Source organism: Streptomyces sp. NPDC012935 (assembly GCF_042900345.1).
Lineage (GTDB): Bacteria > Actinomycetota > Actinomycetes > Streptomycetales > Streptomycetaceae > Streptomyces.
On the sequence record NZ_JBIBBC010000001.1, the window covers coordinates 1,169,197 to 1,185,474 of the forward strand.

Here is a 16,278-nt window from a genome sequence, read left to right on the forward strand (position 1 = left end):
GGTCGAGGCACTCTGGAGGTGATCACTCGTGCACCGTGTAGGCGACTTCTCCCCCGGCGGAGGTGTGCGGCTCGATGGTCACCCGGACCGTGTGCGTAGAGGTCTTGCCGCGAATCCGCTTCCGGAAGCCGTCCAAGACCCAGACCTTCAGTCCGCCCTGGCGCTCCCGTGAGTCGCTCATGGCGATGGTCATCTCCAGCTCGATGCTGCTGTACTGAAATCGCAGTGGATTATTGGCGCCCCCGTGTGCCGCAGCCGTCAGCTCGTCGTACGTCGCCTGGATGGCTTCCTTCAGACCGATCACCGCGAGCTCCCCCGCCGTTAAGGATTAGGAGGACAAACGCTAGACCACGTCGGCAAGCTGTTGTTGCTCGGACGCCGAAGGCCGGGGGCTTTCCCTTCTGCCTATGCCGTTCCCCCTTCGCGAACCATGGCGACTTGGCATCGGGCGGCGGACGGGGACGTCGGCGATCCCGACCGAACGGCGCTCGCCCCCGTCAAGAGGCACGCGGATGATCTGCTCGCCATCGGCGAAGCGTCGCAGGAGCAGACGCGGCATGGTCCGATGGCGGCGCTTCAGCTTCGGCTTTCTGGAGCTTTTGCCCATGTTATGTCTCTGCGGGCGCCCCGTCACATCGCCATGACCTTTTCACGGGGTCAGCGTTCCGGCAGTCAGGACCTCTGCCATCCCAGTCCCTTCAGATGCCCTGACCGACCCAACCTCCCACCTAACACTGCATCAGAATGAGCGTTACGAGCGTCATTTCAGCGTCAAGATATAGCCCGTAACGCCCACACCGCACATAATGCGCACTCAAATAACCGCAGATCAGGAACCCTTCGCGGCCCGTCCATGATGGCAACGCACTCCACATGATGAGTCATCGGAAAGACGTTACCCCCAGCCGCCGGTTAGGTCGCTCGCTATCGATTCCCTCGACCGCGGTCGCCAGTCAAAGGTCGGTAAGTCGTATAGGAGGACCGTCCTAGGAGGAGCCAACGTGCACTACTCGTATGTCTCCTTGTAGCGAGCACGATGCCTGCGGTCGCCTTGTCCCGCCCCGTTCACCTCGCTAAGCGACAGAAGCGAGGCGCCGTTGTTCCACAACCCGAGATGGTCGCGGTGCACCGCCATGACGCCGTTCTGTACCGCGGTCCGCTCGGACGGTCCGGTGAAGTACGTGGTCGTAACGAAGATCGCGACGTCGGCCTTGAAGTGAACCCTTGAGCCCAGAAGGTCCCGGACCTCGCGGCTCGGGATCCTGCTCTTCGGTGAGTAACGCTTGCACTGAATCACCATGCTCCGGCCGTCCGGCAGACGCCCCAGCACGTCCGCGCCATCGTCGTGTGAACCACCGACCCGGCGAACCTCAGTGCATCCGTCGCGTCGGCACAGACCCACAACGAAGTCCTCGAATTCACCACCCGACATCGCGTCCACTTCGATGAGGGATCGGCGGCCGGCCTTGAGTGCCTCCTCCTGCCGCCACTGGTCATCGCGCCCTTTGATAGATCGATTCATACGCCACAGCCACCACCCGCCGGAGACACTCCCGACGAGAACGAGCCCACCGACGAGGTACGGCCAGATCACCTGCGAGAACACGACCAGTACAACGAGGCAGACTATGACGCCGATCAAGCCCAGCTTGAGCCGCTGCTCTCGGCGTTTCCGCGCGCCCGACAGACGTCGACTCCGCACCGCCATCCAAGTCCTCCCCACGTCCTGAGCAGCAGTCTCGGCAGACGTGGAGGCTTCGGTAAGGGCACAGATCAGCCAGTCGCGATGTCTTTCGGCGGCGACTCCACCCCACGGTGGACAGCGGACTAGCGCGTGCCCGGACATGCGTTCGCACCGCTTACCGACGCACTGATCGGGGCAGCATGTCGAATCGGCCTATGCGCCACGCATATCGCGCCATTCTCTTGAAGCGCGTTGTCCAGCCTGTCCGGCAACCCCATTCTGAAACGTTCGCCACCAGCCGAGGGGAGCAAGGTGAACGTGCCACGACCTGCCGCGAACGACCCTGACGTCATCGGACAGACCACCGGTTTGATCGGCTTCCTCAAAGAAGTCGTCCAGAGCAGCCAAAACCGTCTCCGCGACGACCGCCGCCCACGGGAGCGCGTCTGGCTGGCCAACCTGCCCGCCTCCGTACGGCGTCCGTCGGACCGAGTCGACGGCCTCCTACTCGCGCTCGACCACGTGCCGCAAACGGCACCGCCCTCCCTGCCGGAGGTGCTGGAGGGGTGGATATCCGCAGAGCGGTGTCAGGATGCCGATGGCGGTGATCCGCCACTCGCCATCGAGGGGCCGAGGCGGGAACTGGTGCGCGCCGCTGACGGCCGTCAGTGGTGGGAGGAAGCAGACGATCACACCGTCCGCCGCGAGGATGCGGCCGAAGTGCTGCGCGCCTACGGTCCGTGGCTCGACCGCTGGCGCCGGTGGGCGGAGCGAGAGCGTGCGGAGCGATCGCTGAGAGAGCTGTACGAGCAGGTCTACCACTGGCACCAGAAGCTCACTCAGCAGGACGACCAGCTCGAACTCGTGCTGGCTACCGGTCTGTTGACGTGGAGCGATCCGCGCGTGGACACCGTCCACCGCCATCTGCTCACGCACCGAGTGGAAACCTCGGTGGACCGCAAAACTGCCCGGCTCACGGTCCGTCTCATGTCCGAAGGCGCGGTGCGGCTTGAGGATCAGGCGTTCCTCGACACCGACGACGGCTGGGCTCCGGAGCGCTCGGCCGCGCTCGCGGAGGAGATAGCCGCCAAGTCGATGCACCTGCTGGGATCGGAGGCCCTGGACCAGCTGGCCCAGTGGCAGGAGCTGGTGCTGCAGCGTCCTGTTGCCTTCAGCGCCGAGTGGCAGCCTCCGCGCGAGCCTGAGACAGGCGCCCGCCTCACCTACGCGCCTGCGCTGGTGCTGCGGCCGCGGGACCGTAACGCGCTGCTGAGCTTCTACGACCGAATCGCGGACAGCGTCGCCTCTGAGGCACACGCGCCCCTGGGATTCGCCCAGCTCGTACTACCCCTGAACTCCGAGCAGCGCGCCACCTGGGGCGGCCGCGAGATCCCGCCCCTCTTCGGGGACGACCCGCTCTTCCCGGGTAAGACCAACGAACGGCAACGTAGCGTACTGCGACGGCTGGAGCACGACACAGGCGTGGTGGTGCAGGGTCCGCCGGGTACCGGCAAGACACATACGATCGCCAACCTGGTCTCCGCACTGCTCGCACAGGGACAGAGGGTCCTGGTGACCAGTGCCCGCGACCAGGCCCTGACGGTCCTGCGGGACAAACTGCCGCCCGCCGTAAGGGATTTATGCGTCCTCCTCCTCAGCTCCGCACGGCAGGACGGGGCAGACGAACTGGAACGCACGATCAACGCCCTGACGGACCAGGTCGCCGCCAGTGACCCCGATCAGCTTCGGGACGAGATCCGTCGCCTCTCCGCACGCCGTGAGGAGGTGCGGGGACGGATCAGCTCACTCAACGAGCAGGTGATCGCCCTACGGGAGGCGGAGGTCTACCGGCACCCAGAGGTCGCGCCCGGCTACGCCGGCATCCTCGCATCCGTCGTGCAGCGCGTATGCGACAACGCTGAACATCACTCCTGGATCGGCCTCGTTCCGGACCGAGGGCCGGCCCTCTCCATCCCCCCGCTCTCCCCCGCGCAGGCCGCAGAACTGCTCACCCTGCTGCGCGACGGCGCGGCGGAGCCACGCGCGGGCGGCACCTTGCCCGATCCCGACACTCTCCCCACCTCCGAGGACCTGGCCCAGGCACTCGCAGCCAGCCGCGTCACGGATGACGGCCTATCGCCCGAAGCGGTTGACATTCGCGATCAACTGGCACAGCTCCACGCTCCCGTCGCTGATGAGCTGACCTCACTCGCGGGCGACTGCCATACGGCCCTGCACCACCTCGGTCTGCCGCCGTCGGCCAGGCAATGGGAGACCGGCAAGTGGACCACCAAGGCCCTTACGGACCGGCTCTCCCGCGAGAACCTGTTCCTGTGGCGTCGGGTCTCCGGGTTGGCCGATCAACTCGCCACTGTGTCCGAGCAGTTGGAAGAGCAAGGCATGCAGCGCATCGTCGTGCCCGAGCAACTTTCCGCGCACCACGCCGATGCGTTGGTCTCGACGGGCTCGGCGCTGCGCGACCATCTCGCCTCGGGCGGCAAGCTGCGTCCTCGCGGAAGCTTCCGCGCCGCGAAGCCGCAGAAGGCCGCTCAAGAGCTCCTCGACACATGCACCGTGGACGGTCACCCGCCCGAAACACTCGACGATCTCGACTCCGTCCTCACTCACCTGCGCGCACACTCGGTTGTTGCCACGCTCTCGGAGCGGTGGGCACAGGTAGGAGTTCCCATTTCTGATGGGCCGCTGGCACTCCGCTTGGCCTCCCTGGCCGAGGCATACACACGCCTGAAGCACGTCGACGCCTTCGGCGCCGCCCGAGAACGCATCGACGAACTGCTCGTACGCCACGGCCTGCATGTCGCGCTCACCTCCCGCGTTGCCTGGCAGGACTTCACCACCGCGCTGGCCGCCCTCTCCGGTCGGCAGACAGCCGATGAGGCCATGGCCCGGATCGGCGCGTGGGAGGAGCAGCTCCGTACGCCGGTGGAAGGTTCTCACCCCGCCTCCGAAGCACTGGCCGCCGCCCAGGCTGTCCGAGAACAGGACATCGACCGCTACACCAAGGAGATCGAAGCGCTGCGGGACGCCCACAGGCGTGAGCATCGTCGACGCCAGTGCGCTGTGCTCCTGGACAGCGTTCGCAGGGCACATCCCTTGCTCGCCGACCGGCTGACGCAGGACCCCGGCGATCCAGCATGGGAGTCGCGGCTGGACTCACTGGCCGAGGCGTGGGCCTGGGCTGTGGCTTCCGCGTTCGTACGCCGCAAGCGCACCCCGGGCCGTGAGCGTCAGCTCGAAGGCGAACTGGCCCAGTGCGAAAGGAACCTGGAGGACCTGACGGGTGAACTCGCCGCCACCTGGGGTCGGCTGCACTGCCTGGAACGCATGACACAGGAACAGCGGTCCGCGCTGCAGGCGTATCGCACCCACATGGCCTCGTACGGCAAGGGCAAGGGCCGGAGCGCGGGCCGCTACCGTGCCGCAGCGCACGACGCCATGCGGACGGCGCAGGGAGCGGTCCCGGCGTGGGTCATGCCCATCTCGCAGGTTGCCGAGATGGTGGCGCCCAAGCGGGATGCGTTCGACGTGGTCATCGTTGACGAAGCGAGCCAGGCAGGCATGGACGCGCTGTTCCTGATGTGGCTCGCTCCTCGCGTGATCGTCGTGGGGGACGACAAGCAGTGCGCGCCCTCGCTCAGCGGCATGGGCCGTCACCAGGCGATCCACGACCGGCTCATCTCCCATCTGCCGGACATGCCTCCGAGCCTACGCACTCTCTACGGCCCCGCCACCAACCTCTATCAGCTGCTGTCCACGTTCTTCCCAAAGGTGATCCGGCTGGAGGAGCACTTCCGGTGCATGCCAGAGATCATCGGCTGGTCCTCCCAGACCTTCTACAACAACAAACTGCAGCCACTGCGCCAGTACGGCGGTGACCGCCTCGATCCGCTCGTGACGCACTTCGTCGACGGAGCCGTCACCCAGGGACGCGACAGCCGACTCCGTAACCCGAAGGAAGCCGAGACCATCGTCGACTGCTTGGCCCAGCTGGTGGAGGATCCCGCCTACCGGGACAAGACCATGGGCGTCATCGCCCTTCAAGGGCCGGTGGGCCAAGTCAAGCTCCTGGAACAGTTGATCAACGAGCGCATTCCGGCGCCTGTACGTGAACGCCACCAGATACGTGTGGGCAACCCCGCATCGTTCCAGGGAGACGAACGCCACGTCATCCTGCTGTCCATGGTCGCGACCGACCCGCCACGCATCGCGGGCGGCGCGCGCAGCGAGCGACAGGCGTACAACGTCGCCGCGTCCCGCGCCCAGGACCAGATGCGGCTCTTCTACTCGGTGCCGGGGGACCGCCTGAAGTCCGGAGACCTCCGCCTCAACCTCCTTGCCTACATGGAGAACCCACCCGCAGCGCTGGCCAACTCCAACGACCTCGGGGAGGTGTCGAGCGAGGTCCCGCAGAAGCCGTTCGAATCGCTCTTCGAGCAGCACGTCTACCTGCGTCTGAAAGCCCGCGGGTATCACGTCATCCCGCAGTACCCGGCAGGAAGCAAGCGCATCGACCTCGTCGTTGTGGGGGCGCGGGGGCGCCTGGCCGTGGAGTGCGACGGCGAGCGGTACCACTCGACGCCCGAACAGATCCGGCACGACCAGCAGCGTGATCGCGAACTCCAGAGGGTCGGCTGGACGTTTTGGCGCATCCCCGAAAGCGAATTCCGGTTCGACCCCGAGGAGGCCCTGACCGGCCTGTGGGAGGAACTGAACCGGCTGGGCATCCGTCCGGCCACGTCCGGTCACGCCGGCGACTGGTCTCATGCCACGCCCACCTCCTCGTCCGCCGGAGTGAAGTGGACCCCCCTCGACCTCTCCACCGACGAGGAGCTGACCGAGGACATGCCGGAATCCTCCGATGGCCCGGACGCGGCCGATCCGATCGCTGCCCTCGACATGACAGAAGACGACGAAACCGAAATCCCCAGTACGGAAGGGCCGGCATGACCACGCAGTCCCCACTCGGCGTCCTGGACGTCAACACCCTGCAAGAGCTGGCCCGCGTCATCTGCGGCAACGACCACCTCTACTACCGCAAGGGCTATGAAATCGCGCAGTTCCTCGAACGTGCCGGCTGGCAGCAGGTTCCGGAGTACGACGGTTACCGGATGGACTGGACCCTGGCTCGTCTGACCGAACGCCGGGACGACCCCGCGGAGTTGGCGAAGGTCTTGCTCCGGCTCGCCGACCCACGCGAGTACCTCGATGAACCCGAGCAGCTCCCCGCCGTCGTCTCCGCCGTTAACGCCTTCCTCATCCACGAGGGCGTACGCCTGGAGAACCCCGGCGGCCGTCCCCGCCTCATCGCCTGCGACCCCTCACTTGCCCACCCGGGCAACCAGGGTCCGGTCGAACTCAGGGCAGCTATGTCAGACCTCATCAACGACCAGAAGATGGCCGGGCTCCTCCAGCACCGCTTGGACGAGGCACGCACCTGCTACGCCAACGGCGCTCACGTAGCGGCCATCATCATGCTCGGCAGCCTCCTCGAAGGCGTCCTGGTCCACGTGGTCCAGGAACGCGACGCATCCCTGCTCGGCAACAAGTCACCGGACAACGTCAGCCTGGACACCCTGATCAAGACCTGCCACGAGGCCGGATGGATCGGCTCCGACGTCGAGCGCTTCTGCCACGAACTGCGCAGGTACCGCAATTTCGTCCACCCACGCGCCGAGATTCGCGAGGCTCATGCCCCGGACCGCGACACACTGAACATGTGCTGGCCTGTGGTCAACGCGGTCCTGAACGACCTCGCCGACTCCCAGCCCAAGACAACCTGACCAACGTAAACCAGCTCCGCCCCGCGCCCAGCTCGTCAGACGAGTCTGAGCACGGGGCGGATGTCCGGCATCCGCTGCACAGACGGCCCTCTAACCCACACATAACGCGGGCCCGCAAGGTCACTCGCTGACGTCGACGCCGTAGCCCCGGCCAGGTCAGCCAGACCATGTTCGAAGACAGCAAGGCCATATGGGCTCCCCTCCCAAGTACGGCATCCGGCCCACACCTTCCCCGCGGGTGACGGTCGACCAGGTGGGACTTTGGCACGTGCGGGATGCTGCCGGTACGTCGCCCAAGTCTTGGCCCTTGCGGCATGCCTCACGTATGGCCAATTTTCTGCCCCCAGTGCAGCTTGCGCACTTGTGTGCGCCCCAATGCTCCGGCCTACCGTTCTCGGCCGGCCGGAGCACGCGGACACCGCAGGGGGACGCATGGCAAGAACCGCGCGACAGATCCTCAAGGAACTCAGCTTCACGACGACGGTCCACGTCCGCTCGACGGCTGATCTGGTGGAGCACACGGACAAGGCAGCGGCGGCCATCGACAAACAACGACGTGAGAAGGGCCAGGAAGCAGGGCGCAGAAAGCCCGACTTGCAGCCCGTTGCGCGCGCCGAGTGCGGTCGGATCATCGAGCTGACACCGTGGCAGGTGCTGCATGCCATGGCGCGGGGATACGTGCTGGCCGGACAGGGCATGGCACGAGGACTCGCGGAACACTGGCAGAGCCTGAAGTACTGCGAAGCAGTTCACGGCGACCGGGCCGGAGCCCTGGAGCTCACGGACAAGGGCCGGACTGCCGAGCGCAGGTACAAGGCAATGCAGTCCCAGGAGTTGGGCGTCGGCTTCGGACTCGCCGTGGCCGAGCACATCGTGAAACAGCAGTACCCGGACCACGTGGTCTCGGTCGTGGACACAAGCACGGTGCTGCGAGCCGGTTGGGCCTTGGGCGGCTCGGAGCGGTCGAAGGGTTCACGGCCACGACCGGACTACCTCATCGAGGCTTGGAAGCCCGGCGAAGCGTCGATCGTCACCTTCGTGGTGTGCAGAGGAAACCACCAGAAGCCGAGCAAGCGGACCAGCCGATCCCGCAGCACCACAGTCCGACAGTTGGCCAGGGGATCAGAGCTCGCTGAGGGCATGCAGATCGGCCCATGGAACGCAGCGCAGTGCCTTCTGCTCTCCACCGAGCTGATGGGACAGGGCGGAGTCGTGGTCAACGCCCTCCAGTCACCCGGTGAAGCCCTCCTCCCCGAGCGTCTACCTGAAGCGCCGCGCAACGCCGATCTTGAGGCGGAGGACAGGAGCGGCATCCCCTACCCGAACGCGATCCGAATACCCGCGCACGTTGGGAAACGGGAACGGACCGTCGACGGTTTTCAGGTGTCCGAGAAGGACCTCGCCTGGTTCGGTCAACTCCTGGCCCGTACCGGAAGCGCCGGCCTTACCGCATTCGCCGGCGGAGGACCCAAAACAGCCCAGTACCTGACCAAGGGCCAGGGCCGACAGCACTACGACGTCCCCGCCTTCGCCGCCACGGCCAGCGTCCACGATGCGCACATCATGATCGGCAACACCAAGTTCGTCGGCACGGATCACGTCTTCCGCATGGAGACCGTACGAATCGAGGCGTTCTCCGGCATGGTCGAGGAACTGTACGACTTGATCAGCGAGGGGCGCGTCGAGGAGTACCGACATGCGGCCTACAAGCTCCGTTCCAACTGGTACGGCACGGACGCAGGCAGGCGCTGGAGCGGTCCGATCTCCTTCCACGAAGACGGGACTGTCATGGCCCTGAGCATCCTCCCGATCCGCAGGACGCGCCGCCTGCTGTGACCTACTTCCGGCAATCCCGCTGATCCCTGATGACGCGTGGTCCCCGGTTGGCCAACCGGGGACCACGCGTCATCAGACTCCGCCACCTAGCGAGCCCGCCCGACCTTCCCGTTCGGCCCTCCCCAGCAGAGCCACCGAGCGCTGCCCAACCAGGCAACTTCGCCAGTGACACCACTCGCTTCATGCGGTGCGCCTAACACAGGCCGATCATCATGAACCTCTTCACCATCGGCTCGGACAAGGCCGCCGGCCCACTGCCCTGGATAGCTCAGGGCCCCCAGCACCACCTGGCAGCCCGGCGAGTACCACGAGAAACGTAAGCCAGCACCCTCCACTGAACAGGTACGCGACCCCGAACTGTCCCGCAGACCCTGCGACCGCAGCGCCGGCTGCCGTCGATCACCACGCGGTGACGGACCGACAGTCAGTGACGTCATCATCGAAGTCCTGCCGCCTGCTTAAAGGCCGTTGTCCGTTCCTTCTCCGCAGCAGTCTTGCTGTGTCCGTGCAGGGTGCGGCGCAGTGCCGTGGCGATGTGAGGTGCGGGCTTAACGGCGTAGCCGAGCGCTGCGGCACTGGCGGCTGTCGCGTCGCGGAGCACAGGAGCAATCTCGTCAACGAGGTTGCGGGGAGGGTCGTCGGGGGCGCGCGTAAGCAGCACGGCGATGAGCGGGCCGACGCGTTCGATCGTGCTTGGGCCCTTTGAAAGGGCCGCCAGGAGGACTTTCCACAGGGGCGCGAGGTCAGAGCAAGCGGCAGCGATGAGTACAGCGTCTGCTTCATTCCATTCGCGAGCCGCAATAGCGTCGTCGAGGTAGTCAGAGATGGCCTGGGAAGCCTGCGGACTCGTCGAGATGAGGATGAGAAGAGCAGGTAGTTCGTGGGTTGTCGCTGCGTTCAGTGCTGTGATGAGGATATCTGTCGATGCTTGAGCCGCTCGATCGGCGAGGGCAGGGCAGCGGCCGTTCGCGGCCACGAGCAGGGCCACTTGGCGTTCCGAGGCGACTGCGTTCCAGAGGGCTGCGGCATGCTGCCACGATCCTGCCTCGCCCGTATCCAGGAGGTGTTGGGCAAGCAGGTCGGGAAGTCCGTTGCTCTGGGCCAGATCTGGACGGTGAGCTGCGGCCACGGCGAGTGAGCGCTCATGGTCAGGAATGGCGGCCCAGTGCTGGGTGATCCATGTGAGCCACTGCACGCCGACTGTCTGGTCCGCCACGTAGTGGGCCGCAAACCCTGCATTCTCAGCCGGCTGCGTGCCCATCCGATTGTGGAGGTGTTGTAGTACCTGACCCAGGCGGGCGGCTCTCGTAGGCGGGTTGCCAAGCAGAACACGGAGGCTTGAGAAGTGATCTGCGCTGAGGGGCATGTGCTGCTGTGCGAGGCGGGGCGTGAATTCGTCGATCAGTACTTCGCCCGCCTCGCGGCCCGCGTCAGTGGTCATGACCGCGGCAAGGTGCCGACGTGCGAAAGCGCTTTGGGCATCGTCGCTGGTGAAGCCGGCCGTCAGGGCCGTACGGCATGCGCGAGCGGCATCCTTGGCTGTGGGGTCGTTGGTCCTGACCCGCATGAACGTCAGCACGGCTTCCGCGAGGGCGTCGGCCACAGAGACATCGCTGGATGCCGTTTCTCTAAGATGACTTGCGATGGCCACGGCGCAGGTTGCCGCGTCCTGCTGTTGTAGGTCGGACAGAATGCCGGCTGCTGCCGAGGCGAGCTCTTGGCATGTGTGTGCGGTTTGGCCGAGTGCCTCGGCAACGACGGTGCTGACGTGGCGTCCGTCGGGGGCGGTGCGGTCACCGAGGATCCGTAGCCAGCGGTGGAGGAGTTCCAGGGTCCTCTCGGAGCTCTCGGCATCATCGTCATCGATAAGGAACGTGGCCGCGTGCCCGAGGAGCTCTGTGGCGAGCGTGGCGTCGCTTGCCGCATCAGAGGCGGTGGCTCGGCCCCATTCGTCTTTGGGAATCGTGCGCTGACGCAGAAGGTCCACCGCATGTCTGCGCAGTGGGTCAGAGTCGGCAGACAGCCATTCCAGGACGCCGCGCATGACTGGCGGCTGCCAGTGGTGGTAGTTGGCTGCCTCGTCAATAGCACGGCGGACCTCGGCTGTGGTGGTGCTGTCCGCCGCACGCCTGGCCATCGTGAGGAGCGCTTGATACGCGTCTGGTGGCCAGAGGGCGCGCTGTGCTGCGGGCGCTTCGGCATGCTCTACGAGCCATGCCTTCAGGTGCTCGGGCCCACCGGTGCGGGCGAGGATACGGAAGTACTTCTCCACGGCGGGTCGCAGCTGCTGAGCGTGCTCGTTGGCAGGGAGGAGGATCAGCGCCTTGGCCCACGCGAAAGCCGGCTGATCTGTCTCGGCGGTGACTCCGGGGGCCGGTGCGGGAGGAACGCTGAGACTGGTGTAGAGGGAGGGTAGGTGAGCCGGGGGTATGAGACGGAGGATCCCGATGAGGTGGTGGGCCGCAACCGCTTCTCGGGTCTGTGTGCGTCGGCTGGCGATGCGGTCGGTCAGGTTGAGCAGAGCGCGTTTGACGGGGTCGCCGCTGGAGTCGAGGTGGTCTGTAAGGCCAGGCGTGGATGCGAGAGCCTGCACGATAGCTGCCATCGTGTTGTCGAGGTCCTGGCCGGGGCGCGCTGCCCCCAAGGCGTGGGTCGCGGCAAGTAGCACACGTGCGCGCATGTCGATAGCTGTGAGGCGGTCACGGAAGGCATCGGCATCACGCTGAAGCAGTTCACGTTGGACGGCTGCTGCTTGGTCACTGCCCAGCGCACGGCTGGCCGGAGTGGAGCCCAAAGTGAGGAGCGGCGTCAGGTGCTCGGGGCGTCCCATCCGCGCCCGGAAGGCCGTGGCCCGCAGATAGCTCAGTCCGGGGTGCGCCGCGGTATCGAGACGGGGCAAGACACCGACGTCGTCGCCTGATCCGTCTTCCGAACCATCCTGCTCGGCCTTGATGACGTAGGCATCAAGGAGCGGATCGCGAAGCGCGCTGGGCGCGTTGAGCAGGGCGTCGTCCAAGAGCGCGAGCAGGTCGTGCTCGGCGCGAATGGCGTCGTACAAAGCTCGGTAATCGTGGCGCAGCACAGTCAGCCTGGCCAGGGTGATGGGGTGGCCGGTGACTTCACCGCGGGCGATCCAGGCGGACGCGCCGTTGTCCTGCTCACGTCGGATAGCAAGGCCGTAGTCAGCCAAAAAGGCATTAAGCAGGCGGATGGCATGCCGGGGATCACGGACGTCCGGGTGGATCAGCGTTTCGAGTACGTCACGCAGGGCCGATATACCGCCAAGCCGGGCCACCAGTTGGTGTGGTTCGGGCTGGGTGAGGAGGTGCTCAAGGTACTGACGGAGATCTGCGTCGTGGTGGGCAGGAAGCACGAGCCGAACGGTGAACAGCTTGTTCAAGTACTCCTGCGCGGCCTCTTCCGTCGCCTTGCGTTCGGCGGCCCGGGCCGGAACATGCTGTCCACTGCCGCGGTCCCGCTGGACGGGCCGATGGGCCAGCCCCGGACGCACGCCGACAATCGCCTCTCGGACAATGTCCTCGTCGCAGGAGAGCAGGAACACGGGCGGATGCTTGTGGTACGTACCGGTGAGCAGCAGGCTGCGCACGGTGGTGATGGCTTCGAGCACTTCACTTGCAGCCAGGCGGTCAATGTCATCGATGGCTATGACCAATCGGCGATCGATGGCTTCGATCAGCCCGGAGAACACCTGCTCCAGGTCGTCTGTGGATTCCGGACGCGGTGTGGTGAGGGTGATCTCGTGCTTCTTCAACATGGACAGCGCGCCGTCCTTGGCAGTCCCGAGAACGCAGGCCACGACGGCAGCGCCCGACAAGGCAGTTGTCAGCGGTCCAGCCCCCTGAGCTGCGAACCAGGTCCAGGCCGATACACCGGCTCCGAGGCCACTGAAGTGGCCGACCGTCACCACAACAGTGCCGAGCAGCCAGATCGTGACCAGGGAGGCGAGAAGCCACGCCAGCGCAACACCAGCGGCTGCGGGGTAGGTGAACCACCGCGTGCCCCCTGGCTTGGCGGCATTAGCAGTGGGACGCGACGCAGTGCGCTGCCGCCCGCCGTCCAGACAAGCCCGTTCGGATTCCCATTTCCCGACAGTGATGAGCCTCTGCCGCTGAGCTTCGTCAAGCAGCCCGTACAGCAATCCCCTTGCCCGGGCTGAGCCACTGTGCCGCTCGGCGCTCAAGTGCAGGATCGCCCACTTCTTGTCCCCTCTCAGTTCATCTGCGAGGAGACGCACGACGGAGGACTTGCCACTGCCGAACGGCCCGAGCAGTCCGACAGCGAGCGGCTGAGTGGAGCCGCGAACGATATCGAGAAGTTCACGACTCACTGACCGGTGATCAAAACGATCTTGATCCGGTGAGTCGATCGCGCTGTCCTCGATGATCCACGGACGTCGTCGTGCCATGTCGTACCGCTCCGCTCCGAACCGGCTCTATACGGGTGAGCGGATGATATGGGTCACCACTGACAATCGGAGCCCGCGCCAGGCTCAGCCGAACCGCCGGAGCAACTCGCATAGGCAGGCGTCTGTGGACTACGCAACCCAAGCATGCACGCAATCCGCCTGCGGCAAGGCGGTCCGGTGCTGGTAACGGACTGTGAACAGGGCTCTCGACGTCACGGGCACCGCAGCGCCGCCCCGTGACTCAACGAGCCGCTCCCTGGGGAGAATTTGGGGAGTACGGGCGGCGCTGGGGAGCGCGTGGGGAGAATGGGCTACATATCGCGGCCCGAACCTGAAAGCCTCATCGCCGCAGGTCAGCGACAGCGAATGTCACATCGTTCCAGGTCAGCGCCACCTGGTAGACGACTTCAAGAAGATCTCGTCCTGGGCGGCGATCCTGTTCGCTCCGACGCTGGTCGGGACGATCTACGGCATGAACTTCGATCACATGCCGGAGCTGCACTGGGTGTTCGGGTACCCGTTCGCGGTGTTGCTGATGGCGGGAGTCTGCACCAGTTTGTACCTCATCTTCAAGCGGAAGGACTGGCTCTGAGTCATCACCGCGAGGTGCTGCCATGGGGGATGCGGCTCCGATCGCAGGCGCTGACGGAGCGCTCGAGGCCGCTGGGAGCATCTGAGGAGAATGAGCCGCGACCCGAATCGGGCCGGCTCCCGCGACCGCGACCGCTGACCTGCCAGAGCCCCGCCGCTGAGGCGCCATCCGGAAGCGGAGGCCGACACGGAGAGCGGTGGGCTTCCGGCGGAACACAGCCGCCGGCAACAACTGTCTGAGCAGGCTGCTCAGCGCAGTTGGTCGGTGGTCTCGGTCGCCCAGGCGGGGGTGGCTGCCAGGCTGGCGAGGAGTGTGACGCGTTCTTCGGACGTGCTGCCCGGTTCGGCGGTGTAGAGGCTCAGGTCGTGCACAGCTCGCTGCTACACGGGCAGGTCCAGAGACCGGTAGGTCAGCTCGAGGAGGCCGACCTCGGGGTGCTGCAGCCGCTTGACGCCCTCGTGGCGGATACGGACGTCGTGCGCGGCCCACATGGTGCGGAAGTCGGCGCTGACGGTGGACAGTTCGCCGATCAGCTCGCGCAGGGCCCGATCATGCGGCTCACGCCCGGCCTCGGCCCGCAGCAACGCAACGGTGGCGGCGGCGCCGGCCTCCCAGTCGACGAAGAAGTCCTGTGAGCCGGTATCGAGGAAGTGGTAGCGGGCGAAGTTGGTGCGGCCGCGCTTGTCGATGGTGGGGCTCTCGAACATCGGCGCGTGCAAGGCCCTGCCGAGCACGTTGTGGGCAATGACGTCCAAGCGGCCGTTGCGTACGAAGGCAGCGGACATCGTGACGGAGTCGAGCAGCCACTGGATGCGGGGCGGGACCTCGACGTCCTTGCGGCGGGACGGCGTGCGCCGGGCGGGCCTGGCGGCGCGGGCCAGGGAGAACAGGTAGGTGCGTTCGTCCTCGTCCAGTTGCAGGGCTCGGGCGACCGCGGCGAGGACGTCTTCGGCGACGCCACTGATGTGGCCCTTCTCCAGGCGGGTGTACCACGCGGTGCTCACGCCGGCCGGGACGGCGACTTCCTCACGCCGCAGCCCCGGGACCCGGCGCCGGGCACTGGTGGGCAGACCGGCCTGCTCAGGGGTGATCTTGGCGCGTCGGCCGGCGAGAAAGTCCCGGATCTCCGTGCGGTGGCCACTGTGGTCGTCCTTGCGTTCCACCGTAGCCACCGGGGCGCTCGGAGGGAGGTCGAGCTTGTGCCCCCCATAAACGCAACCTTCTCCACCTGCGGCACTGCCGGTTTCGTGGGATCGGTCTTCGACGCCACCACGAACCTCGACGGCGTCCCGGCCGGATACCGGGGCATGGCCGACCGCAAGAGCCTCAAGGTCCTCGTCGAGCAATGACTCGGCGCTCAACGGGAGGAGCGCCGTCCGCGTCTCCTCCCCTGTTCGGGCCATCGCTGCGACATGCACGGTTCTTCTGGCCAGAGCCAGGCTGCATGACCAACGTCCTTATGAAATCAGGGGATTGACACGGCGCGGGTGTCCGGGAGGTGTCGGGTGCGGCATGCCTTCCACGCTGCGACCCCCCACCCCGCGGGGTGGGGGGTCGAGCTTGTACCCCCCATAAACCCGACCTGCCACGCCTGGCTCAGAAGCGGTCTCCTGAAATCGCGCCTCGGTCACCACACCACCGACCGTTGCGCCTTTCCCCTCCACCGATCGAATACGAGGCCCCCTCCATGGAACGTCGCAAAGCGCTCGGACTGATCGCCGCCACGAAGTCGGCGCCGCGGCCGGCCGTGGTCCCGTACAGCGTCCTGGGCGAGCACTCGGCGATCGAGGGGACCGTGAGGTGCCGGCGGCGAAATCTTCGTGGCCGCCTGGGACGGCATCTGGAACCAACTGCCGCCGGGTTCGGGCTGTCGGGCGTGAGGTCGAGAATCCATCTCATCGTCGACCGTCACGGCCTGCCCTTGTCCGTCGGTATCTCC

At 66.2% G+C, this 16,278-nt stretch carries 7 protein-coding genes and 2 pseudogenes; 5 read left to right on the forward strand and 4 right to left on the reverse strand.

Going from position 1 to position 16,278, the window contains the following annotated elements; all coding sequences use genetic code 11:
- Nucleotides 1-22: 22 nt before the first annotated feature.
- A complete protein-coding gene (locus tag ACFY5C_RS05115; protein WP_389440503.1) occupies nt 23-304 on the reverse strand; it encodes a trypco2 family protein in 282 nt (93 codons plus the stop codon).
- A gap of 702 nt (nt 305-1,006) precedes the next feature.
- Nucleotides 1,007-1,708 carry a restriction endonuclease gene (locus tag ACFY5C_RS05120; protein ID WP_389440506.1) on the reverse strand — a complete coding sequence of 234 codons (702 nt, stop codon included), beginning with the start codon at nt 1,706-1,708 and terminating at the stop codon, nt 1,007-1,009.
- A 294-nt stretch (nt 1,709-2,002) separates the two neighbouring features.
- Between ACFY5C_RS05120 and ACFY5C_RS05125 the strand changes: the two genes are divergently transcribed.
- From ACFY5C_RS05125 to ACFY5C_RS05135, 3 genes are all read left to right on the forward strand, one after another.
- Nucleotides 2,003-6,652: an AAA domain-containing protein gene (locus ACFY5C_RS05125; RefSeq protein WP_389440509.1), complete on the forward strand. Its 4,650-nt coding sequence runs from the start codon at nt 2,003-2,005 to the stop codon at nt 6,650-6,652.
- Nucleotides 6,649-7,485, forward strand: coding sequence for a hypothetical protein (locus ACFY5C_RS05130; protein ID WP_389440512.1), 837 nt, complete (start codon nt 6,649-6,651; stop codon nt 7,483-7,485). Before ACFY5C_RS05125 ends, ACFY5C_RS05130 begins: the two co-directional genes overlap by 4 nt.
- 432 nt (nt 7,486-7,917) lie before the next feature.
- On the forward strand, nt 7,918-9,321 hold the full coding sequence (locus ACFY5C_RS05135; RefSeq protein ID WP_389440514.1) for a hypothetical protein: 1,404 nt from the start codon (nt 7,918-7,920) through the stop codon (nt 9,319-9,321).
- Nucleotides 9,322-9,757: 436 nt separating this feature from the next.
- On the opposite strand, the gene ACFY5C_RS05140 is transcribed toward ACFY5C_RS05135, so the two are convergent.
- On the reverse strand, nt 9,758-13,747 hold the full coding sequence (locus tag ACFY5C_RS05140) for a P-loop NTPase fold protein (protein WP_389440516.1): 3,990 nt from the start codon (nt 13,745-13,747) through the stop codon (nt 9,758-9,760).
- A 400-nt stretch (nt 13,748-14,147) separates the two neighbouring features.
- Between ACFY5C_RS05140 and ACFY5C_RS05145 the strand changes: the two are divergent.
- A pseudogene (locus ACFY5C_RS05145) lies at nt 14,148-14,339 on the forward strand (CorA family divalent cation transporter); the annotation flags it as partial.
- A 248-nt stretch (nt 14,340-14,587) separates the two neighbouring features.
- On the opposite strand, the pseudogene ACFY5C_RS05150 reads toward ACFY5C_RS05145, so the two are convergent.
- A pseudogene (locus tag ACFY5C_RS05150) lies at nt 14,588-15,502 on the reverse strand (helix-turn-helix transcriptional regulator).
- A gap of 36 nt (nt 15,503-15,538) precedes the next feature.
- Between ACFY5C_RS05150 and ACFY5C_RS05155 the strand changes: the two are divergent.
- Nucleotides 15,539-15,688, forward strand: a complete 150-nt coding sequence (locus tag ACFY5C_RS05155) for a hypothetical protein (protein ID WP_389440519.1) — start codon at nt 15,539-15,541, stop codon at nt 15,686-15,688.
- The last annotated feature ends 590 nt before the right edge of the window (nt 15,689-16,278 follow it).

Excerpts from the sequence above, each read along its gene's own strand:
- ACFY5C_RS05120 (WP_389440506.1), bottom strand. The coding sequence starts at position 1,708 with ATGGCGGTGCGGAGTCGACGTCTGTCGGGCGCGCGGAAACGCCGAGAG.
- ACFY5C_RS05130 (WP_389440512.1), top strand. The coding sequence starts at position 6,649 with ATGACCACGCAGTCCCCACTCGGCGTCCTGGACGTCAACACCCTGCAA.
- ACFY5C_RS05135 (WP_389440514.1), top strand. The coding sequence starts at position 7,918 with ATGGCAAGAACCGCGCGACAGATCCTCAAGGAACTCAGCTTCACGACG.
- ACFY5C_RS05140 (WP_389440516.1), bottom strand. The coding sequence starts at position 13,747 with ATGGCACGACGACGTCCGTGGATCATCGAGGACAGCGCGATCGACTCA.